29 protein-coding genes and 2 pseudogenes are annotated in these 23,017 nt (G+C 43.4%); 20 read left to right on the forward strand and 11 right to left on the reverse strand.

The annotated features are described in order from the left end of the window. The 5 genes and pseudogenes from EEJ45_RS12475 to EEJ45_RS18465 form a co-directional block, all read left to right on the forward strand. Nucleotides 1-155: pseudogene (locus EEJ45_RS12475) on the forward strand (IS607 family transposase); the annotation flags it as partial. Continuing rightward, nucleotides 152-1,306 carry an RNA-guided endonuclease InsQ/TnpB family protein gene (locus tag EEJ45_RS12480; RefSeq protein ID WP_124565149.1) on the forward strand — a complete coding sequence of 385 codons (1,155 nt, stop codon included), beginning with the start codon at nt 152-154 and terminating at the stop codon, nt 1,304-1,306. The pseudogene EEJ45_RS12475 and the gene EEJ45_RS12480, both read left to right, overlap by 4 nt. A 157-nt stretch (nt 1,307-1,463) precedes the next feature. Next, nucleotides 1,464-1,919, forward strand: coding sequence for a hypothetical protein (locus tag EEJ45_RS12485; protein ID WP_124565150.1), 456 nt, complete (start codon nt 1,464-1,466; stop codon nt 1,917-1,919). Nucleotides 1,920-1,992: 73 nt separating this feature from the next. Then, a complete protein-coding gene (locus EEJ45_RS12490) occupies nt 1,993-3,027 on the forward strand; it encodes a lactonase family protein (protein WP_124565151.1) in 1,035 nt (344 codons plus the stop codon). Between the two features lie 196 nt (nt 3,028-3,223). Beyond that, nucleotides 3,224-3,400: a hypothetical protein gene (locus EEJ45_RS18465; protein WP_164464276.1), complete on the forward strand. Its 177-nt coding sequence runs from the start codon at nt 3,224-3,226 to the stop codon at nt 3,398-3,400. A gap of 14 nt (nt 3,401-3,414) precedes the next feature. Here EEJ45_RS18465 and EEJ45_RS12495 read toward each other — a convergent pair whose 3' ends face one another. From EEJ45_RS12495 to EEJ45_RS12510, 4 genes are all read right to left on the reverse strand, one after another. Continuing rightward, nucleotides 3,415-4,722: an ATP-binding protein gene (locus tag EEJ45_RS12495; protein WP_245999900.1), complete on the reverse strand. Its 1,308-nt coding sequence runs from the start codon at nt 4,720-4,722 to the stop codon at nt 3,415-3,417. A gap of 226 nt (nt 4,723-4,948) precedes the next feature. Beyond that, nucleotides 4,949-5,587, reverse strand: a complete 639-nt coding sequence (locus tag EEJ45_RS12500; RefSeq protein ID WP_124565153.1) for a YczE/YyaS/YitT family protein — start codon at nt 5,585-5,587, stop codon at nt 4,949-4,951. Nucleotides 5,588-5,589: 2 nt separating this feature from the next. Next, complete coding sequence (locus tag EEJ45_RS12505) at nt 5,590-5,829, reverse strand: cytoplasmic protein (protein WP_124565154.1); 240 nt, start codon at nt 5,827-5,829, stop codon at nt 5,590-5,592. Between the two features lie 162 nt (nt 5,830-5,991). Beyond that, nucleotides 5,992-6,834, reverse strand: coding sequence for an alpha/beta fold hydrolase (locus tag EEJ45_RS12510; RefSeq protein ID WP_164464277.1), 843 nt, complete (start codon nt 6,832-6,834; stop codon nt 5,992-5,994). A 224-nt stretch (nt 6,835-7,058) separates the two neighbouring features. On the opposite strand from EEJ45_RS12510, the gene EEJ45_RS12515 reads away from it, so the two are divergent. From EEJ45_RS12515 to EEJ45_RS12535, 6 genes are all read left to right on the forward strand, one after another. Beyond that, on the forward strand, nt 7,059-7,250 hold the full coding sequence (locus EEJ45_RS12515) for a VOC family protein (RefSeq protein ID WP_124565156.1): 192 nt from the start codon (nt 7,059-7,061) through the stop codon (nt 7,248-7,250). Further along, on the forward strand, nt 7,247-7,930 hold the full coding sequence (locus EEJ45_RS12520) for a Type 1 glutamine amidotransferase-like domain-containing protein (protein ID WP_124565157.1): 684 nt from the start codon (nt 7,247-7,249) through the stop codon (nt 7,928-7,930). The genes EEJ45_RS12515 and EEJ45_RS12520 overlap by 4 nt, the downstream gene beginning before the upstream one ends. A gap of 17 nt (nt 7,931-7,947) precedes the next feature. Continuing rightward, the gene (locus EEJ45_RS18470; RefSeq protein ID WP_164464278.1) at nt 7,948-8,121 is read left to right on the forward strand and encodes a hypothetical protein; all 174 of its coding nucleotides are present in this window, start codon (nt 7,948-7,950) and stop codon (nt 8,119-8,121) included. A gap of 122 nt (nt 8,122-8,243) precedes the next feature. Beyond that, complete coding sequence (locus EEJ45_RS12525; RefSeq protein WP_124565158.1) at nt 8,244-8,738, forward strand: YsnF/AvaK domain-containing protein; 495 nt, start codon at nt 8,244-8,246, stop codon at nt 8,736-8,738. 52 nt (nt 8,739-8,790) lie between these two features. Next, nucleotides 8,791-9,126 carry a YsnF/AvaK domain-containing protein gene (locus EEJ45_RS12530; RefSeq protein ID WP_124565159.1) on the forward strand — a complete coding sequence of 112 codons (336 nt, stop codon included), beginning with the start codon at nt 8,791-8,793 and terminating at the stop codon, nt 9,124-9,126. Between the two features lie 40 nt (nt 9,127-9,166). Continuing rightward, entirely contained in the window at nt 9,167-9,697 is a 531-nt protein-coding gene (locus EEJ45_RS12535; RefSeq protein WP_124565160.1) for a GNAT family N-acetyltransferase, read from the forward strand. A gap of 7 nt (nt 9,698-9,704) precedes the next feature. Here the strand turns inward: EEJ45_RS12535 and EEJ45_RS12540 are convergent, their stop codons facing one another. From EEJ45_RS12540 to helD, 4 genes are all read right to left on the reverse strand, one after another. After that, complete coding sequence (locus tag EEJ45_RS12540) at nt 9,705-10,457, reverse strand: YibE/F family protein (protein WP_124565161.1); 753 nt, start codon at nt 10,455-10,457, stop codon at nt 9,705-9,707. Continuing rightward, entirely contained in the window at nt 10,454-11,560 is a 1,107-nt protein-coding gene (locus tag EEJ45_RS12545; protein WP_245999895.1) for a YibE/F family protein, read from the reverse strand. Before EEJ45_RS12545 ends, EEJ45_RS12540 begins: the two co-directional genes overlap by 4 nt. 210 nt (nt 11,561-11,770) lie before the next feature. Continuing rightward, the gene (locus tag EEJ45_RS12550; protein WP_124565163.1) at nt 11,771-12,550 is read right to left on the reverse strand and encodes a hypothetical protein; all 780 of its coding nucleotides are present in this window, start codon (nt 12,548-12,550) and stop codon (nt 11,771-11,773) included. A 71-nt stretch (nt 12,551-12,621) separates the two neighbouring features. After that, complete coding sequence (gene helD / locus EEJ45_RS12555) at nt 12,622-14,913, reverse strand: RNA polymerase recycling motor HelD (protein WP_124565164.1); 2,292 nt, start codon at nt 14,911-14,913, stop codon at nt 12,622-12,624. An 82-nt stretch (nt 14,914-14,995) separates the two neighbouring features. Here helD and EEJ45_RS12560 point away from each other — a divergent pair, with 82 nt between their 5' ends. Further along, on the forward strand, nt 14,996-15,370 hold the full coding sequence (locus EEJ45_RS12560) for a hypothetical protein (RefSeq protein ID WP_124565165.1): 375 nt from the start codon (nt 14,996-14,998) through the stop codon (nt 15,368-15,370). A gap of 3 nt (nt 15,371-15,373) precedes the next feature. On the opposite strand, the gene EEJ45_RS12565 is transcribed toward EEJ45_RS12560, so the two are convergent. Then, the gene (locus tag EEJ45_RS12565) at nt 15,374-16,075 is read right to left on the reverse strand and encodes a tubby C-terminal domain-like protein (RefSeq protein ID WP_124565166.1); all 702 of its coding nucleotides are present in this window, start codon (nt 16,073-16,075) and stop codon (nt 15,374-15,376) included. 899 nt (nt 16,076-16,974) lie between these two features. Between EEJ45_RS12565 and EEJ45_RS12570 the strand changes: the two genes are divergently transcribed. From EEJ45_RS12570 to EEJ45_RS12585, 4 genes are read left to right on the forward strand one after another with little or no spacing between them, the layout of a single operon-like run. Then, nucleotides 16,975-17,874: an ABC transporter ATP-binding protein gene (locus EEJ45_RS12570; protein ID WP_124565167.1), complete on the forward strand. Its 900-nt coding sequence runs from the start codon at nt 16,975-16,977 to the stop codon at nt 17,872-17,874. Next, entirely contained in the window at nt 17,871-18,605 is a 735-nt protein-coding gene (locus EEJ45_RS12575) for an ABC transporter permease (RefSeq protein ID WP_124565168.1), read from the forward strand. Before EEJ45_RS12570 ends, EEJ45_RS12575 begins: the two co-directional genes overlap by 4 nt. Further along, nucleotides 18,606-19,724 carry a sensor histidine kinase gene (locus tag EEJ45_RS12580; protein ID WP_124565169.1) on the forward strand — a complete coding sequence of 373 codons (1,119 nt, stop codon included), beginning with the start codon at nt 18,606-18,608 and terminating at the stop codon, nt 19,722-19,724. Then, nucleotides 19,721-20,323: a response regulator transcription factor gene (locus EEJ45_RS12585; protein WP_124565170.1), complete on the forward strand. Its 603-nt coding sequence runs from the start codon at nt 19,721-19,723 to the stop codon at nt 20,321-20,323. The genes EEJ45_RS12580 and EEJ45_RS12585 overlap by 4 nt, the downstream gene beginning before the upstream one ends. A 46-nt stretch (nt 20,324-20,369) precedes the next feature. Here the strand turns inward: EEJ45_RS12585 and EEJ45_RS19080 are convergent. Then, nucleotides 20,370-20,450: pseudogene (locus EEJ45_RS19080) on the reverse strand (alkaline ceramidase); the annotation flags it as partial. Nucleotides 20,451-20,818: 368 nt separating this feature from the next. On the opposite strand from EEJ45_RS19080, the gene EEJ45_RS12600 reads away from it, so the two are divergent. The 3 genes from EEJ45_RS12600 to EEJ45_RS18475 all read left to right on the forward strand — a co-directional run bounded on the left by EEJ45_RS12600 (nt 20,819) and on the right by EEJ45_RS18475 (nt 22,063). Then, entirely contained in the window at nt 20,819-21,265 is a 447-nt protein-coding gene (locus tag EEJ45_RS12600) for an NUDIX hydrolase (protein ID WP_124565171.1), read from the forward strand. Further along, nucleotides 21,243-21,779, forward strand: a complete 537-nt coding sequence (locus EEJ45_RS12605) for a histidine phosphatase family protein (RefSeq protein WP_124565172.1) — start codon at nt 21,243-21,245, stop codon at nt 21,777-21,779. The genes EEJ45_RS12600 and EEJ45_RS12605 overlap by 23 nt, the downstream gene beginning before the upstream one ends. 113 nt (nt 21,780-21,892) lie before the next feature. Further along, on the forward strand, nt 21,893-22,063 hold the full coding sequence (locus tag EEJ45_RS18475) for a hypothetical protein (protein WP_164464279.1): 171 nt from the start codon (nt 21,893-21,895) through the stop codon (nt 22,061-22,063). 186 nt (nt 22,064-22,249) lie between these two features. Here the strand turns inward: EEJ45_RS18475 and EEJ45_RS12610 are convergent, their stop codons facing one another. Next, the gene (locus tag EEJ45_RS12610) at nt 22,250-22,624 is read right to left on the reverse strand and encodes a PadR family transcriptional regulator (protein ID WP_245999901.1); all 375 of its coding nucleotides are present in this window, start codon (nt 22,622-22,624) and stop codon (nt 22,250-22,252) included. A 93-nt stretch (nt 22,625-22,717) separates the two neighbouring features. Here EEJ45_RS12610 and EEJ45_RS18480 point away from each other — a divergent pair, with 93 nt between their 5' ends. Continuing rightward, a complete protein-coding gene (locus tag EEJ45_RS18480) occupies nt 22,718-22,888 on the forward strand; it encodes a hypothetical protein (RefSeq protein ID WP_164464280.1) in 171 nt (56 codons plus the stop codon). Nucleotides 22,889-23,017: the final 129 nt, after the last annotated feature.

Here is a 23,017-nt window from a genome sequence, read left to right on the forward strand (position 1 = left end):
AGATGGCAGTAGAAATCATTGTTGTTAACAATGATAAGTTGTCACCTCAAGAAGAACTTGTTCAAGACTTAATATCTATCATTCATGTTTTCAGTTGCAGAATATATGGATTGAGAAAATATAAAAAGAAACTGTCGGAGGATAAAGAGTTATGAAAAAAGCATACTTTATTGAGATTAAGCCGACAACTCAACAAATAGCTAAAATCAACCAAACCATCGGAGTGTGTAGGTATGTCTACAATCTTTATCTTGCCAAAAACAAAGAATTGTATCAAAGAGAGAAAAAGTTTATGAGTGGTTATGACTTCTCTAAATGGTTGAATAATATCCACACAAAAGAACACGATAAATGGATCAAAGAAGTATCTAGCAAAGCTGTTAAGCAAGCCATCATGAATGGTGATAAGGCTTTTAATAGATTTTTCAAAGGGTTGTCTAAATTTCCCAGCTACAAGAAAAAGAAAAATCAAAATGTCAAATGTTATTTCCCTAAGAACAATAAAACTGATTGGACTGTAGAAAGGCACAGAATAAAAATCCCAACGATTGGTTGGATAAAATTAAAAGAGTATGGTTATATCCCGAAAGATGCGATTGTAAAAAGTGGAACTGTTTCTCAACAGGCAGGAAGGTATTTTGTATCTGTCCTTTGTGAAGTGAATACAAGAAAACATGTAAACAAATTAAATGAAGGTGGTCTAGGCATCGACTTAGGCATAAAAGATTTTGCTGTTCGTAGTGATGGTAAAGCCCACAAAAACATTAATAAAACAGCAAAGTTGAAGAAATTAGAGAAGAAATTACAACGTGAACAGCGCTCTTTGTCACGCAAATACGAAAATCTAAAAAAGAGAGGTGAAAAAACTGTTGCTAAAAGAGCAAATATAAACAAAAACATTCTTAGAGTACAAAAGCTACATGTTCGACTATCAAACATACGAACAGAGTATGTAAAATCGGTTGTGAATGAATTGGTGAAAGCCAAGCCAATGTATATCACAATTGAGGATTTAAACGTAAAAGGGATGATGAAAAATAAGCATTTATCTAGATCAGTCGCAGAACAATGTTTTTATATGTTTAAAACATGGCTAATAGCAAAATGCAAAGAATATGGTATTGAATTACGCCAAGTAGACAGATTCTATCCATCTTCTAAATTGTGCTCATGTTGCGGTCAAAAGAAAGTTGATTTAAAGCTATCTGACCGAATATATGAATGCGATTGCGGAAACATCATGAATAGAGATTTAAATGCATCTATCAACCTTTTACAAGCAAAAGAATATACAATACGAACTTAAATAAATTGTATATATGTACGGTGGGCTACATCGGAATTTACGCCTGTGGAGAACTATACAAACGATAGTAGCGAGTAATTGGCGAGGTCGAGTTCGTAGAAGCAGGAATACTCTAAGAATAGACGTTTGTCTATGTTTTTAGTAGCAGTGTGGCGATATGAAGCGTATGATACTTGCAGGTGTTATGGCTATAAGTTTAACTGGCTGCTTTGGCGTTGAAGAAAAAGCGAAGCAATTAGAAGGCAAAGTGACGCAGATTGAGCAAGAGGTGAATGGCTTTTCAGAGCGGGCTGACGAGCTGAGTCAACAGGCGCAAACATTTTACAATGAAATCAATACTTTTTTAGAAGCAGGGCAAAAGCTTGATCAGCAGCAGATTGCGAATTCTTTGCATACGATGAGTGAGGAAATTGCGCAGTTTCAAAAAGAAGAAATCCCTGTGTTAGGCGGAGAATTGAAAAAACTTGTGGAAGATGCACTGTCTGAAAAAGCGAGTTTGTTAACAGAAATGGAAGAGAAGGCAAAGAACGGTACACTGGTACCAGCTGATTTACAAGAACTGCAAAATCTCTTTAAAGACGGAATTCATATGAACCTATTAGAAAAGCAATAAAAGTGGCTGTCCTTGTGAGCAAGGGCGGCTTTTTGTATAATGTGAAAGAGAAATTGTTGGAGGGGAGCATTTTATGAGCAACTTTATAGGCTATATTGGCACCTATACAAAAGGTGACAGCAAGGGGATTTATTCCTTCACGCTTGACACAGAAGCAAAACAAATTCGTGACGTACAATTGGCGGCAGAGCTTGATAATCCTACATATGTAACAATTAGTAAGGACAACCGTTACTTGTATGCGGTTGTAAAAGAAGGAGACAAGGGCGGAGCTGCCGCGTACCGTATTGAGGGCGGAAGTCTAGAGTCATTAGGCACACAGGTAACAGAAGGTGCGTCTCCTTGTCACGTGAGTGTGGACAGCAAAAAGCAAACAGTCGTGACGGCGAACTATCATAAAGGAACGATTGAGTCTTATCAGGTGAATGAAGACGGCAGCTTGCGTCCAGTTTTATCGGTTATGTCACATAGCGGTTCTGGTCCAAATGAGGAAAGACAAGAAAAGCCGCATGCGCACTACGCAGGATTTACACCTGATGAAAAGTATGTAATTGGGGTAGATTTGGGAACAGATGAAGTCATTACATATGAGGTAAAGGATAGCACGCTTACAAGGGTACATACGTTAAAGGTGAAAGCGGGAAGCGGGCCGCGTCATATCGCATTCCATCCAAATGGCAAACTTGCGTATGTGATGACGGAGCTGAGTTCTGAAGTGATCGTACTATCGTATCAAGAGGGAACGTTCACAGAGGTGCAGTACATCTCTACGATTCCAAGTGACTTCACAGACAACAACCAAGGAAGTGCGATTCATCTGTCTGCGGACGGTCGTTTTTTGTACGCAGGTAACCGCGGTCATAACAGTATCGCTGTGTTCCGCGCCGAGGAAACAGGTGAGCTGACGTTTGTTGCGCACACGCATACGGAAGGCGACTGGCCGCGTGATTTTATGTTCGATCCAACAGAGCAGTTCCTTGTCGCTTCCAACCAAGAATCAAGTAGCTTAACCTTATTCGCAAGAGATGCACAAGCAGGAACGCTTACACTGCTGCAAAAAGATGTGGCTGTACCATATCCGGTTTGTGTGAAGTTTTTGCATGGATGAATAAAATAAACAATTGTGTGCTGTAATGTAGCGCAATTCACCCCGAAAAGCAACAACGAACTTTTATATAGAGATGTAAATACAGGTTGTAATGAACTTTTCATATGGCTGTAACGTAATCTGAAACTTACTTCGTTATAATAACGCTAGCAGGAGCACTTACACTGGATCAGTGATGATGAAAAGAGGTTACAATATGCCATTTCGATATATTTGTCCGCATTGTCAAGGCAGCGGGACACAGTACAAGCTGCGCTTGCTTTCGTTTATGACTTGCAAGGTGTGTAAAGGTGAGGGACATGTTGTTGTGTCCATCAACGAGCCGGCGCAAAGTGTACCTGTTAAGACGGAAGAAGAAACAAATGAGGAATAAAAGAGACCGTCAGCTTATAGTGAGCTGATGGTCTCTTTGTTTGTTGTGGGCGAGACATGGTGTACTTTATTGCAAAGTGGTACTGGCAACGTAATTGTAAATGTGGTACCGGTTCCCAATTGACTTTCCACTTCGATGGTTCCTTTCATAGCTTCAATGATGCGATAAGAAACCATCAAGCCAAGACCCGTTCCCTTTTCTTTTGTGGAAAAGTAAGGCTCTCCTAGACGGGCGCGCTGTTCATTTGTTAAACCGCATCCAGTGTCTTGAATATGAATGATTACTTTATGGCGTGTTTTTTTGGTTTGAATTCGTAATACACCACCGTTTGGCATGGACTCAATAGCATTTTTTACAATATTCAATAGTACCTGCTGAAAGTTTTGCACATTTCCTTTCACACCGCAATCTTCGAGATGTTCGTGTATTAGAACGCTGTTTTTATAAGCGAATGGACGAAGCATATCAAGTATTCGTTGTAGTTCTTGTTTCACATCAATTGTAATTATATTTGCTGAAGTTGGTTTGGCAAACGTTAAGTAATCGCTAATAATTCCTTCCGCACGGTCCAATTCAATAAGAGCTGTATCAATATAGCGCTTTTTTTCTTCTTCCGTTAAACCTTCCATTTTAAACAGCTGCAAAAATCCCTTCACCACTGTCAACGGATTTCGCACTTCATGTGAAATACTGGCTGCCAGCTGGCTAACAACTTCCATTTTTTCAAAACGTATCATCTTATTGCTGAAGCTCAAATGATTTCGAAGTGTTTCCGCAATAGAGGCAATCATAAACATCCCCGCCGCAGGAAACAAAATAAAATTGATAACATAGCTCCACGTGATTTGAAAATTATTTAAAACCTGTGCTTGCATGGCTGCAATAGTAGCGAGAATGATGTACAGCAGTGTCGCCAATCGCACCTTTTGTTTACTTTTCATCCGCGCGAACGGTTTGACGAAGAAAAGTGTTAAGACAAACATGGTAATGTAGACGACAGTCGAGATCATGGTATAGCCATAAATTATCGTGCGAAATCCGATTAAGACCGCCAATAAAATGCCACCGATAGGCCAGCCACCGTATAAAATGCCAAGCATAAACGGAATTTGCCTCATGTCATGTACACAGTTTGCAATTACATCGATAGGAGAGAGCATGCATAGCACAATCGAAACAGCTGCAGCTATCAGTAACACTGGTTTTGCTCGGTGCAAGGGCACATATTTTTTTTCTATTAAGAAAAAGGCGAGAAAAATACTTAATAAAATATAAAAAAAGTTGTTAATTACATCTTGATTGAGTACAAGCATTACATTCACCTTCAATTCATTTTATCCATCCCCCATTCTAACATAATTGTGAGGTGAACTATATGGGTACGACTTGGAAAAGTTATGTGAACGCTACGTTTTGTTTGTAAAATACCGAGCGGATTTTTGTTTAAACCTTTCAGGTTGAAATGCATGCTGCCGTCAATAATAAATTGTTGTGATTCAGGAATACCTGAATTGTAGTAAAGTTAACGAAACAAACAGACGATGAATGTCAGCCTTGCACATTCATCGTCTGCTTGCTTTCTAGTATATGCATAAGGGTCCGCATTGCCTTTAAGGATAGCTGAAAAATCGGGCTTTGTACAAAGGTGTACAAAAAGGAAGCGATAAACACCGGTCCGCCCAGAAAAAAGCCAATGACAAGCACAACGCTTTCCACAAGCATGCGCGCCCGGCTTACAGATAGTCCGGTTTTATCAGATAGAGAAAGCATGAACCCATCGCGTGGCCCCGCGCCGATTCCAGCTGCAACATACACCCCGCCGCCGATGCCTGTGATAGTGACACCCATCAGTAAAATACCAATGTTTAGGAGGAGTGAGTCGGTCGCCTGCGGCAGCCAGCCGGAGCGCAGAAAGAAGTCCATAATCGGCCCGATTAAGAGCGCATTCAAAAAGGTTCCGATATTAATATATTTTCGGTCAACGACAAATGAAATGATGAGCAGGATGAAGCCGCAAAGAACACTCCATGTACCGATTGTAAACCCGAATTTATCAAATAAAGCAACGTTTAATACGTCCCATGGATGCAGACCGAGAAACTGCACCTGAACCGCGGTGGCGCTGCCAAGTCCAAAGCATGTTAAGCCAAAAAAGAATAAAAAGTAGCGAAAGAGCAGTAGCTTCATCGTTAAAAGAACACATCCTTCATTTGCTGCAGAAATTCCTTGGTCATCGGAGCACCGGCGCTTTCGCTGATGATTGCATCCATGCCGCAGTACGGACAGCATGCGGTATCATCAATCCATTCGTCAATAAGAGAGGGATGAAACAAGCGCAAGCAATAAAAACAACCACATAAGCTGTCTTGTTCGAGTGCGGTGCGATGGTTGCTGCTGTGTTGGTGTAGGGTCCATAGGTAATCTTCCATTTTGTCCTCCTGTATGTGTAAAGTGGGCGGAATGCTGGTGCATTTGACCGGAATATTTGTAAAGTGGCCGGAATGCTGCTGAGTTTGACCGGAATATGTGTGAAGTGGCCGGAATATTGCTGCATTTGACCAGATTATTGATAACTGCATTATCTTACCATCTTATTCGCTTTTTTGTAAATGCGAGCGAATGGCGGCGGCGACGTCCTGCGGTGCTTCTGCTGGTACAAAATGTCCGATGCCAGGCAATAGGGTGACAGTCACTTGATCGAAATAGTCTGCTAGTCGATCGCTCCAATCCGAGCGCATGACCGGATCGGCATCGCCCCACAGTACGGTCGTGCGATGCGGAATGGTAACGGGTGCTGTTGTTGTAATGGCACTTGCTGTTTTTGCTGCAGCGCGCGCCTTATAGTAGGCAATGCTCGCTTCAAAGTGCCCTGGCTTGCTGTACATATCGATAATGGTGTCGAGTTCGTCTTGCGTAATAGCAGCTTTTCCTGCCCAGTGCTCGTAGAAGTGGCTGAGATATAATCGCACATTTTCTTTTGAACTGCCGATGACAGCACCGGCCCAAGGCATGTTATGAAACTGCTGATACCAAAACTCATGCTGCACATCTTTGTCAAAGCGGCGAAGGCCAATACCTGGGTAAGGCGGGTTTAGCAAAATAAGCGAGGCAATGCGCTCTGGATACGTCTGCGCCAAGGTTTGCGCAATGGTAGCCCCCATATCATGCGCGGCAACGATGACTTTTGACAGAGCAAGTTCATCCAAAAGGGCGATGATGTCCGCGGCGAGATGCTGCGGTGTGTAAGCTGTGTTCTGTGGCTTTGGTGACTGCCCAAAGCCTCTAAAATCGGGGGCAATCACATCACAAAACGGAGCAAGCAGCGGCACGATGCGGCGCCAATCATAGGAAAAGCCGGGCCAGCCATGCAGGAGCAGCACCGGCTGACCTTGCCCTTCACGTATATAATGCAGCGGTACAGGTTGCAGATTCATAACAGTGACCTCCTTTAGGTAAGATAATTCCATTATATAACAATTGGAGGGAGTCGCCAGATTATTGCTTGAAGTTGCCAAATAAATGATGAAAGTGGACAAATAATTGCGTAAAGTCGCCAAATAAACAGCTGAACTAGACAAAATATTTACAACATAGTCCAAATCGAACGTATGTGTCGTGTATAATAGACAGAAGAATATGAAAAAGGGGGCTGTATGAGATGAATACGATTCAAAGCATCGGACAAATTGCTGTACCTGTACAAAATCTAGAAAGAGCGATCGTCTTTTACCGCGATATTCTTCAATTGCCAATGCTGTTTACGGCGGGTTCACTGGCTTTTTTTGATTGCGATGGTGTGCGCTTGCTGCTGAGCGAGCCCGAGCCAGAGTTTACGGGGGGAGAAAGATGAAGCAAATTATCGCACTTGGCGGCGGAGGCTTTTCGATGGAGCCGGACAATCCGCTCTTAGATCAATACATATTAGCACAGACGAATAAGCCGCAGCCGAAGATTTGCTTTATACCGACGGCGAGCGGTGATGCGGACTCGTATATCAAAAGGTTTTATGATTTTTTTGAAAAACAAGCATGCGTTCCTTCGCACATGTCTTTGTTTAAGCCGCATACAAGAGATGTGCGCGGATTTTTATTGTCGCAGGACATCATTTATGTAGGCGGTGGCAATACGAAAAATATGCTCGCCATCTGGCGCGAGTGGGGCCTTGATTCTATCTTACAAGAAGCGTGGGAGCAGGGCATCATTTTAGCCGGGATTAGCGCGGGCTCGATTTGCTGGTTTGAAGAGGGTGTGACCGATTCCTACGGCGACGGTCTAGAACCCTTGCGCTGCCTCGGCTTTTTAAAAGGAAGCAATTGTCCGCATTATGACGGTGAACCAGAGCGCCGACCGGCTTATCAAAAGCTGGTGGCAGCAGGGCAAATCAAAGGCGGCATTGCGGCGGATGATAGCGTAGCACTGCATTACATAGGCGATGCATTACATCGTATTGTCAGCTCCCGTCCTGAGGCAGGTGCGTATCGATTGGAAGGAACAGAGGAAATTTCCGTAGTAGCAACCTATTTAGGATAATAAAAGGAGGTAATCGCATGAGCTGGTTTATGATCATCTTTTGGAGTTTGTGCATAATCATTGTCGGTTATTCGCTTTGGCATATACGGAAACATAAGGAACAGATTTCTCCTGAAAAAAGCTTGAACCAAGAGATCAATGAAGCAAACACGTATAAAGATACGTCACGCAATTTTCCTCCTTCGCCCTAAATAGTAAAAAGCGATGCACGGTGCGTCGCTTTTTTATGTGTACCAAATTCTACACCGCATGATATATGTCTGATGAGCGCAAATTAGGGATGCAACATAATTTGCACAGGGGGGAATGCGTGATGAACGATTTTTTTGGATTGTTTGACGATGAAAAAGAAGACATTCGTGAGAGAGAAGAAATTCGTGAAAGAGATGAACGTCGTGAGCGTACGGATGTTGTAGAAGATGGCAAGCTTCGTCTGCATCAAGAGGAGCTTGATATTCATAAAGACCGTGTGGATACAGGAGAAGTTATTTTAAGTAAAGAAATTGTGGAAGAACACAAAATTGTTGACGTTCCGGTTATGCATGAGGAAGTCGTTATTGAGAGAAGAGCTATTGACCATGAGCCTACTGATGAATTTATCAACGCAGAAGAAACAATTCATATTCCAGTGGGCGAAGAGCGTGTAGAGGTTGGTAAGCATACGGTAGTTACTGGCGAGGTTTCCGCTTATAAGCGTGCAGTAGAAGACACGCATCATGTGGACGAGGTGCTACGACGTGAGGAAGCGCGCGTTGAAACAACGGGCGAGGCTCATGTGGTACATGATGAAGAGCCGCGCTACGAATAAATGAAGTGAAGCACCTCGGCCTTGGCCGGGGTGCTTTTTAGGAGGAGTGCCGATGGAAAAGATGCAGCTGCATCAAGAGGAATTAGATATTGTGAAGCAATGGGTGGCCACTGGTGATGTTGAGGTGCATAAAGAGGTGATTACCGAGAATCGAACGATTGTTGTGCCTGTCACGCGTGAAGAACTGGTCATAAAAAATGGCGACGAGGTGATTCGAATTCCTATTTGTGAAGAGCGTGTAGAGGTTGTCAAGCATCCGACTGTTCTTGAGGATGTCTCCATCTACAGACAACAATACGAAACAGTGCATCATGTCGAGGAGACGCTGCGAAAAGAGGAGTTACATATGGAAACGCGTGGCAACGCACAGGTAAAGCAGGAAATATGATGATATGTGTCGTATATAGCTCGGCAGAGGAGTGAGTATATTGATTATCATCAAACATCCAACTACCGATGATACGGCACATATGCATGAATTGTTTCGTACGGTGATTGTACATACGTTTGAAAGTGAAGGAATTGGACACTTACAAGAGGATTTGGCACAAGAAATCCATCAAAAGGAAACATACTGGCAGGAATATGTAAATGGCGGCGCACGGTCTTTCTTAGTTGCGACGAAAGGTGCTAAGGTGATAGGGTGCATTGAATACGGAAAAGCCGGTGAATTTGTGTCTACACATACAAACGGCGCACTAGCGCACCTTGATAAGGTGGGTACTGTTTTTGTGCACCCGGGCCATCAGGGGCAGGGGATTGGTTCTCAGCTTGTACAGGCAATGCTGAGGCTAATGAAGGAGAGAGGTATACATGAGTTTTGTCTGGATAGCGGCTACAAACGTGCACAGCAAGTTTGGCAGCAAAAGTTTGGAGAACCAACATATGTACTGACCGATTTTTGGGATGAAGGGTATCATCATATGATTTGGCGAAGAGAAGTAAAGGCATGCCTGTAGCATGCCTTTATTTTTTGGTTAAAAAGTAAGCTGTCACCCAGGATGTGACGGGAATGGTCAGGGTAACCGCCGTTCCCGCAAACAGAATGGTGAGCATTTCACCACTGAATACTTTGGAGTTGATGATTTCCCCAAGCGAATACGTCGCGTCCTTAAACCAAATAAACAATCCCAAATAGCTGCCGAAAAAGGCAAAAAATAAGGTGTTTGTAGTGGTGCCTAAAATATCCCGCCCAATGCCTAAACCAGACTGATATAAGTCTTTTCTGCTTAGAGAGGGACTTTGCGTATAAATTTCGCGAAGGGGCGAAGCAATGGAGATTGCCAAATCTACGATGGCCCCGATTGTGCTCATAACGATAACAGACACAGCTATTTTAGAAAAGTCGACGCCGACAAATAGCGAAAACATGCTGAGCTCGGCGACTTCCTCTTCGCCAAAGCCTTTAATCATAAAGCGATCTGTGAAGGCAACAATACATACAAGCAAAATGACAAATACAATCCCCGTCGCCAGCAACGCTGTTTTCGTCTTTACGTTCATACCGTTGATATAAAATAAGCTTACGCAGCTGATAAGGACACTGCCGATGAATGTTATGATAACCGGATTTACGGTCGGATCTGCCATGAATAAAATGGAAATAAACAAAATTCCAAAATTGATAAATAATGCGATAAACGACCGCAGCCCTTTTCGTCCGCCAACAAGCAACATGCAAATAAGGAGTAACATACTTAAGCAAAATAATGTACTCATGATGTGCGCCTCTTTCTTTCAATAAAGAAAATGGATATATATAAAGCGAGCGGTACGGTCAAAACAATCCCAATTCCGCCGGCTAGGGCCCGGGCCAGCTCTAGGGACAAATTCATCGAAAAGGTATAGCCGAGCGGCGCATGATTTTTGATGTATAAAATCAGCATAGGAATCGAGCCGCTGATATAAGCAAAAAACAAAATGTTAGTCATCGGTCCCATAATGTCTCTCCCAATCGCTTTTCCGGAAGTCTTCAGTGCTTGCACGGTAATATCGCGGTTTTTTTCGTACAGCTCGAACATGGAGGCACACATTGTAATTGCGACATCCATCACAGCGCCTAGCGAGCCAATTAAAATACCTGCCATGAACACCACACGAGGCGGCCTTGTTAAAAACTGCATTTCTTCGTAACGCAGTCCTTTTTCACCCGTTGTTTTCATTACGACGTACATAATCAGCAGTGAAATACATGTGCCAAGCAGTGTTGCAATCATCGCCGCATATGTTTTCTCATTTAAGCCATTTACAAGTAATAAAGAGACAAAGGTGAATAGAATTGCACTGATGCCGCAAATGAATAATAGACTCGTCCCCGATGTCGTAATATACATATCTAAGGCGTAGGAAAGAAGCACGCTGTTGACTGCTAAACTAATGAGAGAAAGAAATCCCTGTTTTTTTCCGACTACAAGCAAAGCAAAGATGAAAATCCAGCTGATAATGAGTACGTTCGTATCGCGTTTGGCATCTTTGATGAGACCAGTTAATTCACCGTTTTGTTGATTGGTGCGAATCGAAACAAATAGCTTGTCACCCGCTGTGTACTTTTGATCATATGCGCCTGAGATGGAGTACTCATTGCTTAAGTAAATACGCTCGCCCTTGTGCGGACCGTTTTGGAGTTTGGCGGTAATGCGTTGCTTAAAGATCCGATCGCTATTGCCATACATATCGGTTACCGTTTCTGCTTCTGCCGATGTTGCTTTTACAACCTTTGCGATGTGTTGTTTATATAAAAAGTCGTTGTGGTTGACGAAAACGATAGAGCCGATGAAAAGACAGAGTAATAGTGCATACAGAAAAAAAGATTTGTACTTCAAGAAAAGACCTCCATAACTAATGATACATGTAAGGATAGCAGGAGTACTTTTGCATCGTCAAGCCGACTTATGTGGGAAGATTGGAGGATTCATCATATACTTCTGTAGCGAATTGCCTTGATAGATCGTTTGTAAAATGGGGATTGTACCGATTGTGGATAAAGGCCTACATAGCCCTTTATATCACCAAAGGGGGGAAACTGCAGAAGTTCACGCCTTCTGCAGTTCTGAAAGCAAAACGCCTTTTTTAGAAAGTGTAATAGGCTTGGTACCGCCTGTTATTTGCTGCGTTGCAAACGAGAATTGAAATCTCGTATGAAAATGTTGTCCGATTGTAAAAGAAATGATCCCCTGCTCGGGTATGACTACTAGGGAAAGCTGCGTCGGAAACTCGCCGTCCGTTTGTGCTGTTTTTTGTAGGATAGAAAATGCCCTATCTACATCAAATGTATGCTCTTTTTCAAGAATGGCATAAGCTGTTTGGTAGCGTTCGCTTCCGCATCCTTGGACGCAGTCGTATGTTTCATGTGCGTAATCGGAAAGAGGAAAGTTGGTTAAGACCTTGAAACGTTGGTCCTGTGAGCTCATATTTATGTTCGCTCGCCCCGGTTCGACGATGTAAGATACGTTCTTTCCGGCAATCATGCTATGTACGCTGTAATGGGGTACATTGACAATCGTTTTTTCTGCTAAAAAAGAGGGCAGGTCGGATAGCTCGATGCGTTCCGTGAGTACATCATCAAACAGCCGCATTATATGTACGCAGTTCTTACCGCGGCGATACTTACCTTCCTCACATTCATCCACCATTAACAGGTTCATAAACGTGCCGTTTGCATTGACGCCAAATGCCGGGAGAAATTGTCCGTTTTCACGCTGCAGGACCAGAAAACCATTGTCTTGCAGAGAAAGCTTAATCGGTCGTTCGCTAATGTCAAAGTTCATTCCAATCAACGTCTGTGTGCCGTGCCAAACAAAGCTAGTGCACATCTTATCACATCCCTTCACACGAATATTCGACAAAAAGGAAAATATTCCTTGTAAAAAACCGCCCCCAAAAATTAAGGGCGGTTTTCGTATGTCTCGGCTTTGGCCATTCGCAGCAGCGGCGTGATTTGCTTTGTCGTAAAAATATGCAGCTCGTGCATGGCTCTTGTGCATACTGTGTAAAACAGCTTACCATCCTGCTCACCGTACACATCGGCAGCAGCATCGCAGACAATCACAGCGTCAAACTCCACACCCTTTGCGAGATAAGATGGCAATATGGATACGCCCGGCTCGAAGGAGGACGTTTCCTTTGTAATGAGACGAAGCGAGATAAGCGGCTGTAATTGCTGATACATCTGCTTGCTTTCATGCGCTGTTTTGCAAATCACAGCGATGTTTTGGTGACCTGCGCCTTGTAAAGCGGCGATGCGTGTGGCTATTTGTCCAGGCAGCCCATCAGCAGGGACTTGCTCGACAACAGGCAGAGCACCTTCGCGCTGGAAGGCTTCGATGCGTTCCCCGCCGTCCACAAATTGTCTTGTGAATTCAATGATTTGTTTAGTAGAGCGGTAGCTGCGCGTCAGTTCAATAGTTTCCGATTGGTCGTATAAGGAAGAAAGGGTAAACAGGCTGACATGTGCGGATTGGGCATGAATGGCTTGGTTCAAGTCACCGAGCACAGTCATTTTCGCAAGCGGAAACAAGCGTTTTAAAAAGGCGAACTGAAACGGTGCGTAGTCCTGTGCCTCATCAATAAAAATATGGCGCATTGATGTATTGCGGCGAAAGCCTTCAATTTGCTCTTTTAAATAGATAAACGGCGTGGCATCCTCATATGGCAGGTTGCGGCGCATCAATTCCTTTGTTGTATAATCACATATATCCTGCCAGTTGGCTGGTAGCTGATCTGTAAACTGTGCAAAGCCAGGTGCAAACAGCTGGGCGTAAATCGCCGGTACATCAGCAAAGCGCAGCTTTTTTGCATGTACGTACAGCTTTTTAAAATGCTTGCGCACCACAATGGCCCGCAGCAGCGCTTGCTCGCGCTCAAAGTCGTTGAAGGTGTGCTCAGAGTAACGCTGCTTGCTTTGCAGTGTTTCATAAGCTTCCTGGAGTGTGTCTTTATCAAGAAGCTCCATTTCTTCTTCGACCCAAGGACGCGTGCGCTCACGTTTTTCGTGCTTTTTTAGCTCGCGCTTAATCCAGCGCGCGGTTTCCTCCATACGGCTTGGGAGCGAGTCGACCGGAACACTATAAAAGTATGCCGCAATTTCACGGGCAGTAAGCAAGACCGTGCCGCGAAACTTAATATCCGTAAAGCGCATATCTTGTATTTGTAAATGCGCCGCATAGCTGTCAATGAGCTTCATAAAATCGAGCTCTGCTTTATAACGAATAACAGAGCGGCGCACCGCGTCATTGCTGCGCAGCATGTACTCTAGCTGTGTGAACGGGTCTTCAAGTGTAAATCCAGTTACCTGATGCGCTAGATAATCTTGAAAGGTGGTTTGCTGCATGTTTTCTTCGCCAAGCTCCGGCAAAACAGTGGAAACGTAGCTGTTAAAGAGCGGATTTGGTGAAAATAAAATCATTTGATCCGCGCGCAGCGAGCCGCGATAGCGATACAACAGATAGGCAACGCGCTGCAGTGCTGCTGATGTTTTACCGCTTCCGGCCGCGCCTTGCACGATAAGAAGACGGCTGCTTTCGTTGCGGATAATGAGATTTTGCTCTTTTTGAATGGTGGCGACAATATTTTTCATTTGTGTATTGGATTGCTTGCCAAGCACTTCCTGCAGCATCACATCGCCGATTGTCACCCCCGTATCAAACATACCCTCAATTTGCGCATTTCGAATCACAAACTGCCGCTTGAGCTGGAGTGTGCCGTGCACAGTGCCGCTCGGGGCTGTATACGCTGCTGGGCCGGCGGCATAATCGTAATACACGCTTGAAATCGGTGCGCGCCAATCGTATATGAGAAATTCTTCTTGTTCTTCATCATAAAATGAACCGATGCCAAGATAAATGGCTTCAGCCGGTTCGCCTTCTTCAGCGAAATCAATTCTGCCAAAGTAAGGTGTGTTCATCAAGCGGCGCAACAGTTTAAGCTGATTGGTATAGTGGTGATGGCTGCGCTCGCGCTCGGCCAGCATTTCTGCCTGTTGTTTAATGCTGGCATGTGTTTCGGCCGCTTCTTCGGCATTGTCAAAGTTAACGGTCACATCCTCCCAAAAGTTTTGGCGGATTTCCGTTACCTCCGAACGTACAGTGCCGGTTTGTTTTTCAAGTATAGCGGCTTTTGCACGTATCTTTTTCGTTACTTCGTTGACTCGCTGCTGCTCTTGTTGCCACTCTTGCATAGCATCGCGTCCTTTCCTTTTCATAACCCTTCTAGCATGCTCATAGGATGGAAATATAAACCGCTTTCAAGGGGGCTGTGTGATGGTTTTTATTTTACTGTTTGCGTGTATAGGCGCCGCTTTTTTCTGCCGTTATATGCATAAAAAGAGAAAGCAGGCCGAGGTTGATTGTCACATGGAAAAGCAACAGCTTGCCGCCTATCGTCTGAAAAAGCGAAAACTGGAGGAAATGCGCAATCTCGCTGAAACAATCAACCTACCGAACACTCATTTTATGCACTGGGAACGTAAATATGCAGATGTTGTAAAGCAAATTGAACAAACAAAAGAAAATATTAACGTGCGGCAAGCTATTTTGCAAGGAAATCGCTTTTACGAGAAGAAATTGCTTCACATGTCGTATGCGCTGTTGTTTTTAGCTGCGGTGCTTATGCTGAAAAAATGGCTTGGTGTGTAAGTGTTATTGACTAAACACATAGTTGAAGAGAATATACGTCATAACGAGGGGGAGATCCTCTCCATCAAAGCTGTATTCCCAGCGTGTGATACGCTTGCCGGTGGCAATGACTGTACCTTCACGAAGAACCTCTGTTTTTGAGCCGATACCGAAGGATTTATAATAATAGGTTGTATCCCCAAGCTGTAAAAACAGACCTTCCTGCAGCTTTACCGCATTTTTTAGGGAATAGTCCGTTTTTACACTGCCAATGATCTCGCCATCACGTACAATGTGCCACATCTCGTTCGCTTTCCAAATCGAGCTTTGCTGTTCTACAAACGTAATTTGCGAATTATCCTGCATCGTAAAGGAAAGGTTCATATACCATTTTCCTTCGCCTTCTAGAATCATAGTGACTACTTTTTGCCACCAGTGCCGATAAAAGCGCTGATAGGTTGCGATTTGTTCTGTCCCCTTGTAGAGTATTTTTACATTTGTTGCATATTTTTCTCGTGTATAGGTATGCCAGACGTTTTGAGTTGATTTCGGTACGTAGCGTGCTTCTTGATGCAGCTCCCATAGGCGTATGAAAAATAGCACCAAGGCACCGGCTGGAAATAGTAGTAATGTTAACATTTGTTCCCAGTCATAGACCCCTAATATGAAAAAGCGCGCCGTCATAGCAATCGCACCGACAACGAATAATAGCAATAATCGGCCCAATTTTTCCCCTCCGTTCAAAACCTCAGTCTCTTGACTGAGGCTTATGTTTTTTCCAGGCGTATCTAGTTCTGAATGGATAGTAAATATCTTTCCTAAAGTCTCCTAATCTAGATGTTTGTATATGTTTATATCTGTAAGCTGCGTTTACTCTTACCCCTATATGTAAATCACATAAATTTATACATAAAGGTAAAAGAACGTGGAACGGCTAAATCAGTCGTTCCACGTTCTTTTACCTAATGTACGAATCAAAAAGCATCTGCCCTGCCAGATAAAGAGGTTTGGCATCCGAAATTAGATGTGTTTCACATTTTATTGACACTCCCACCCCTAAAGGGGCAAGCTGGCTAACGCCAGTGGGATTCTTGTATGACTTTGCGTTCGCAGTCCATTTCTGTTTTGAACAGCCTACAAGATGAGGGTGTGCCATCACCCTTCCATAGGCAGTGCGTATAGCACCTATGGCGACTATTCTGTTACCAAATAGCCTAGCTTTTGGTTCTCAAATGTGTTTTAGCGTCTTATTCTTGACGACTTAATACATTTTACGGAGTAGAAGAATTTGCTACTCCAACCTCATATGTATTCTGTTTTCAGAGAACATGTCGTTTTAGAGACTTTTGCTTGTCTATGAACCAAGTATAGCATACAAACATATGTTTTTCTATTGCATCCCACGCCTAAAGGCGGTGCTATTGCACCGTAGTGGGCTTTCCCGTATCGCAAATTCTTTAAAGTGCTAATCAAAATGATCTTATACATCTCATTATAACATAATCGTTTTTCGGAAATGCCTCTGGCGTTTTCATGACAATTGTCATCTCTCTATTGTGACATCACTTACTTTTTATGGAGCTGGGAAACTCATACAATGAAAATAGAACAGTGGAGGTGGAAAAATGGAATATATTATTGAAGTAAACCGTGTTTCTAAAGTGTTTAAAAATAAAAAGGCTGTGGACAATATTTCGTTTTCTGTTGAAAAGGGGACTGTTACGGCGGTTTTAGGACCGAACGGAGCTGGGAAAACAACAATGCTTTCCATGCTACTGGGGCTTTTAGAGCCAACGGAAGGAGAAGTGAAATTATTTGGCAGGCGTCCGAAAGCTTCATATGTACGTAACAGAATGGGGGCCATGCTGCAGGAGGTAAGTGTGATTGATAGCGTGACGGTGGGAGAGACGATAGACCTATTCCGCGGCTACTACACACATCCGATGCCCAAGAAAAGGCTCTTGGAAATGGCGGATTTAGAGGCGGAAGAAAAGTCCATGGCCCATAAGCTTTCCGGGGGACAGAAGCGTCGTTTAGGCTTCGCTCTTGCGTTGGCCGGCGATCCCGATCTTCTTTTCCTAGATGAGCCGACCGTGGGTATGGACATCGCGTCACGAAAGCGATTTTGGGAGAGCATCCGTTTACTTGCCAAATCTGGAAAAACAATCATTTTGACAACGCATTACTTGGAAGAGGCGGATCAACTTGCTGATCGAATTATTCTTGTGGCCGACGGGAAAATCATTGCTGACGATACACCTGAAGGAATGAAATCCGCCTTTACGAAGCAGGCAGTCCTGTTCCGTACGCATGGACTGTTTGCAGACACAGAGCTTTCATCGCTTCCGTATGTGACAGAAGTAATCGCGGAAGGGGAAGGTATATCAGTTGCCACCACTGATTCAGATGCGGTGCTCAGGTATATATTTGAAAAGAAGCTTCCTGTGTATGATGTGCTCGTTGAACGCGGCGGACTGGAAGATGCATTTGAAAAGCTTGTAGAACAGAAAGGAGAAGCTGTATGAACATGCTCATGTCGCAGTGCAGAATAGAAATCATTCGTGTGCTTAGAAACCGTCATTTTATCATCGCATCTTTAGTAATGCCTGTCATGTTCTATTATATTTTCACAAATACCCTGAGCGGAGCGGCGAATGATAAGGCCTGGCAGGCACAATATCTAATCTCAATGACAGCGTTCAGCATAATCGGATCCGCTATTAATACGTTAGGTCTTCGACTTGTGCAAGAAAAAAGCCAAGGATGGTCACGCTTGATGGATATCACACCGCTACCTGCTGGTACGTATTTGGTGGCGAAAATGGTAGCACAAACAATCATCAACTTGTTTTCTATTATTGTCATCTTTTTGGTAGGAGCTTTAATCAACAACGTCGAGTTGAGTGCTATGCAGTGGATTGGCAGCGGTGCATGGATTTTAATTGGGGCATTTCCTTTTTTGGCACTGGGCACATTCATTGGTACTTTCAAAAGCATTGATACGGCGGCGGCTGTAGGCAATGTCTTGTATATGCTGCTTTCGATACTGGGGGGCTTGTGGATGCCGCTTGAAATCATGCCGAAAACAATCCGTGCCATCGGCGAATGGCTGCCGACATACCGATTTGGTCACGGTGCCTGGAACATTGTCGCTGGAAAAATGCCGGACATGACTAGTATTATGGCGTTAGCAGGATATATGATGGTCTTTATAGTATTATCAATATATATCAGAAAACGTCAGGGAGCGATATGAATGAGAAAAACGAAATTCCGGCTGTTCCCGGACAATATGGGCCATTTCCCCCTTGTATGGTTAATTTACTTATTGATGCCATTATATTATGTGCTACAAGAACCGATAGGAAAAAGGATTGCTGGTTGTATTATGCTGGCAATCTTTGTTGTTATCTATAGGCAGGCTTATTTTGCAACAAAGTATTTCTTTGGTTTGATTGCGTTACAAATGCTCATCATTTTCACGTTGTCGTGGTTTTATCATGTCAATTATATATATATGGGCTTTTTCCCGGCGAACTTCATAGGTGCCGCCAAAACTCGAAAAACCTTTGCGGCGTTATTTGCCATGCTAGCGGCATTAGTTGCCTTGGTGCTTTGGAAATATGAGTTGAGGGGTTCTATTAAAGACATATTGGGCGCCACGCCTGCATTTGTTCTCATGTTCGTCTTTCCGTTTGTCAACCGCTCTATGATGAAGCGGCACGAACTTCAGTTGCAATTGAAGGAAGCGAACGAACAAATTCAACTTTTGACTAAGAAGGAAGAGCGCCAACGGATTGCGCGCGATTTGCATGACACACTAGGTCATACGTTATCATTGATTACGTTGAAAAGTCAGCTTGTGGAAAGACTTGTCACGAAGCAGCCAGAACGTGCACAAATGGAGGCGAAAGAGATTGCAAAAACCTCCCGCGCGGCATTGAAGCAGGTACGGGAGTTGATTACAGATATGCGCTCTGTTACGATTGCCGAAGAAATTATGCAGGTGCAAGCGATTTTGCAGGCAGCGGATATTGCGTTTATCTACGATGTAGAAGCAGATTTAGAGAATATCCCCCCACTTACACAAAATGTCCTGGGCATGTGCTTGCGTGAGGCTGTGACAAATGTCGTGAAGCACAGCCAAGCAAAGGAATGCAGAGTCGGAGTGTATGTGACGAAAGGGGAAACTGTGCTTGAGATACGTGATGACGGAATTGGCATTCAAAAAAAAGAAGGAAACGGGTTGAATGGCATCTTAGAGAGAATTGGCTTACTTGAAGGAATACTACGCATTGTTTCCGGAGACCAAGGCACGACATTAATAATTGCGATTCCCATCGTGAGAAAACAAAAGGACGGGATGACAGGGTGATACGGGTTATAATTGCTGAAGATCAACGCATGCTTCGAGGAGCGCTCGGAGCTTTGTTAGATTTGGAGAATGATATAGAAGTAGTAGGGCAGGCAGCGAACGGGGAAGAAGCCCTGATGTTAATTGCAAATGTAAAGCCAGATATCTGCATATTAGATATTGAGATGCCACTAAAAAGCGGCTTGGATGTGGCAGAAGAGCTACAAAAACAAAAATCTACATGTCGAGTCGTCATTTTGACGACATTTGCGCGTCCGGGATACTTTGGACGTGCAATGAAAGCTGGCATTTACGGTTATTTACTTAAAGATGGACCAGTAGAAGATTTGGCCGTATCTCTTCGTAATGTAATGGACGGAAAGCGTGAGATTTCTCAAGATCTAATGTTTGGAATGTGGCAGGAAGTTAACCCGTTAACAGAGAGAGAAAGAGAATTGCTTTTGTTCGCACGGGAAGGAAAGACGACCAATGAGATTGCTATGCTTATGTATTTATCTGCAGGAACAGTGCGCAACTATATGTCTGAAGTTTTGAATAAGCTTCATGTTCGTAATCGTATTGAAGCCATTGCTGTGGCAGAGGAAAAAGGCTGGCTGTAGCCGAATTAAGAGGGCGGTTATTGAGGAGAAATTAGTACATAACTGCTTCATATCCGCATTGTACATAGGCTTCCTTTGTTGGCAGGTAATCAATGTAGCCATTTGTATAGCCGCCAAAAAAGGCGAGAGGCGTTTTTTGTTTAACAAGGGAAAGCGCAGCTGCGTACGAATGGTGGTCGTGTCATCTACTAGCATGCCGATGAGTACAGCCTTATGATGATTCGCTTCAAACACAAACGCTGTTGCGTAAATATGCTCATCGGCATTGCGAATGCCGTTTGGCCGATGATAACCGATAAACGGCATGCCTAAGGGCGGGGTGATGTCTGTGCGATAAACGCCTACTTTGCTCATAGAGACCTCCTAATAAATAGTTTTAGAGGATAGGAAGCGATGCTGAATTATTTGTACCTGTTTATATCCTACCATGTATGCAAAAGATTCGATATATTTGTATTGTTAGAATATGTTAGAATTGGGAGGGGAGGGGAAGGTATGTTTATTGTGAATGTGGAAGGTGCAATCAAAAAAGGTGATAGATGGCTTGTGATAGAAAGAAGCAGGCAGGAAGAGCATGCAGGCGGTTTGCTGTCGCTTGTTGGCGGGAAGGTGGAGCAGGAAGGAAATACGACAGCTATCTTGGAGCGAACGCTGCGACGTGAAATAGAGGAGGAAGTCGGTGTACAGATAAACAACATGACGTATATCCATAGTACTTCATTTGTGACAGCGCACGGTATACACGTGGTGAACGTTGTATTTCTTTGTGAGTACGAGTCTGGAGAAGCTAGGCCGGTATCCCTTGAAGAAGTTGCGCACGTGTATTGGTTAACAACGGAAGAGATCTTGCAGCACCCGCAGGCGCCAAGCTATTTAAAAGAGAGTATTGAACATGCAGAAGCAAAGGGAGGGTGGAGCTTTGAAAACAATTTATCTTGTTAGGCACTGCGCCGCAAAAGGACAAGAACCAGAGGCGGAGCTCACTGAAGCAGGGTACGCACAGGCTTTGGAGCTCGCGGCATTTTTGGCGGACAAGCCTATCGATCGTATTCTTTCCAGCTCCTACAAAAGAGCGGTTCAAACAATCCTGCCGCTTGCTGGGCGCTTACATATGGACGTAGAACAAGATGAGCGGTTAACAGAGCGCATACTGAGCGCAGAACACCTGCCTGACTGGTTTGAAAAACTGCAGGAAACGTTTATGGATGTTGACCTCACCTTACCGGGCGGGGAGTCCAGCCGCCAAGCGATGAAGCGGATTGCATCTGTCGTTGAGGAGATATGGGCAGGGGAAGCTATGCACACAGTATTGGTGACGCACGGCAATATCATGAGTCTTCTGCTGAAGTACTACGATGATAAGGTAGGATTTGCAGAGTGGCGCAGTTTGAGTAACCCGGATGTATTTGTGCTGCGAATGGCGGACGAGGTAACCTATGAGCGGATTTGGAAATAGGGAGCTACGAAGACAGGGCTAGGGTAGTTTCAAGTGAATATCAAATATGATTCATAATTTATATGTTTATATTTTGTTTTTATGATATATTAATAGAAAAAGGAGGGAATGCAATGGAATCCATGCCTTGGGGCACAATCATCTATCAAATTGTTATTTTCGCTATGTTAATCGCAATACCGATTGCGTTTGTATGGCTCATTTTGTTTGTAAAGAATTACAAAGGTAGAGTACATAAGCTGGAGCAGCGTATAGCTGTTCTAGAAGAAAAAAAGAAGCAGTAGCAATCCACAAAGAAGACATCTTTCCGAAAAGATGTCTTCTTTAGCATGCGTAATCTATATAATCGTTACCTTGCTTACATCGGCTTTTGCGCCCTTTAATTCCGCTACTGCTTGCGAATGTTCATAAGATGAAAACATGGCATCTAAGTACTTTTTCAATCGTTCGTTCATCTCACTGCCCCTCCTTTATAATAATAAATCAAGAATCCGCTTGGCGTGGTCCCAGTTTTGCTTATTCTCATGATAAGTGACTCTGCCTTTTTCTGTAATGGTGTAGTATTTTCTTCGTCCACCTTGACTCTCGTCACCCCAATAAGAAGTGACATTCCCGTCTTTTTCCATTCGTTTCAAACTCGAAAACATCGTTGATTCTTTCAGCTCATATTCATGGTTAGAGTTCGTAAGTATAAGTTTGGATATTTCGTAACCATACTTATCGCCGCTCATCAGCAGCTTTAAAATGATCGTATCGGTGTGTCCTCTAAGCAGGTCAGAAGAAACCTTAAAAGGGTGTTTTTGCCCATCCCCCTTTTCGGGGGATGGGCAAAAACACCCATAGATGAAATGATTTCTTTAAATTAAAGGTATTTTTAGTGGATTCCGCAGAATAACTACATAATATAAAGTTAATATTTTAAAGAAAGGGTGATGATTGTGCTTTGGATGGTTTTGGGAATTATAGGGGTAGCAGTTATTTTCGGCATAATGAAAAGTTTTGGAGCTAATGAAAACTCTAGATCTTTGAGTGAAAGAGAATTGCAAGAGATTGAAAGAAATAAAACTAATCCAATGCCGCCAGGTTCGCCTCCGGATGGTGGATTGTAATATGTGAAAAGGGAAGAGAATTCTTCTCTTTTTTATTTTACAAAATACAAATAATGTAAATTAAAATATTTATTTTGTATATAAGATGATTCTTGATAAGGGATATTTACTATCGATTAGGTCTTGTTT

It is taken from the genome of Ectobacillus antri, assembly GCF_003852715.1.
Classification (GTDB): Bacteria; Bacillota; Bacilli; order Bacillales; family Bacillaceae_G; genus Ectobacillus; species Ectobacillus antri.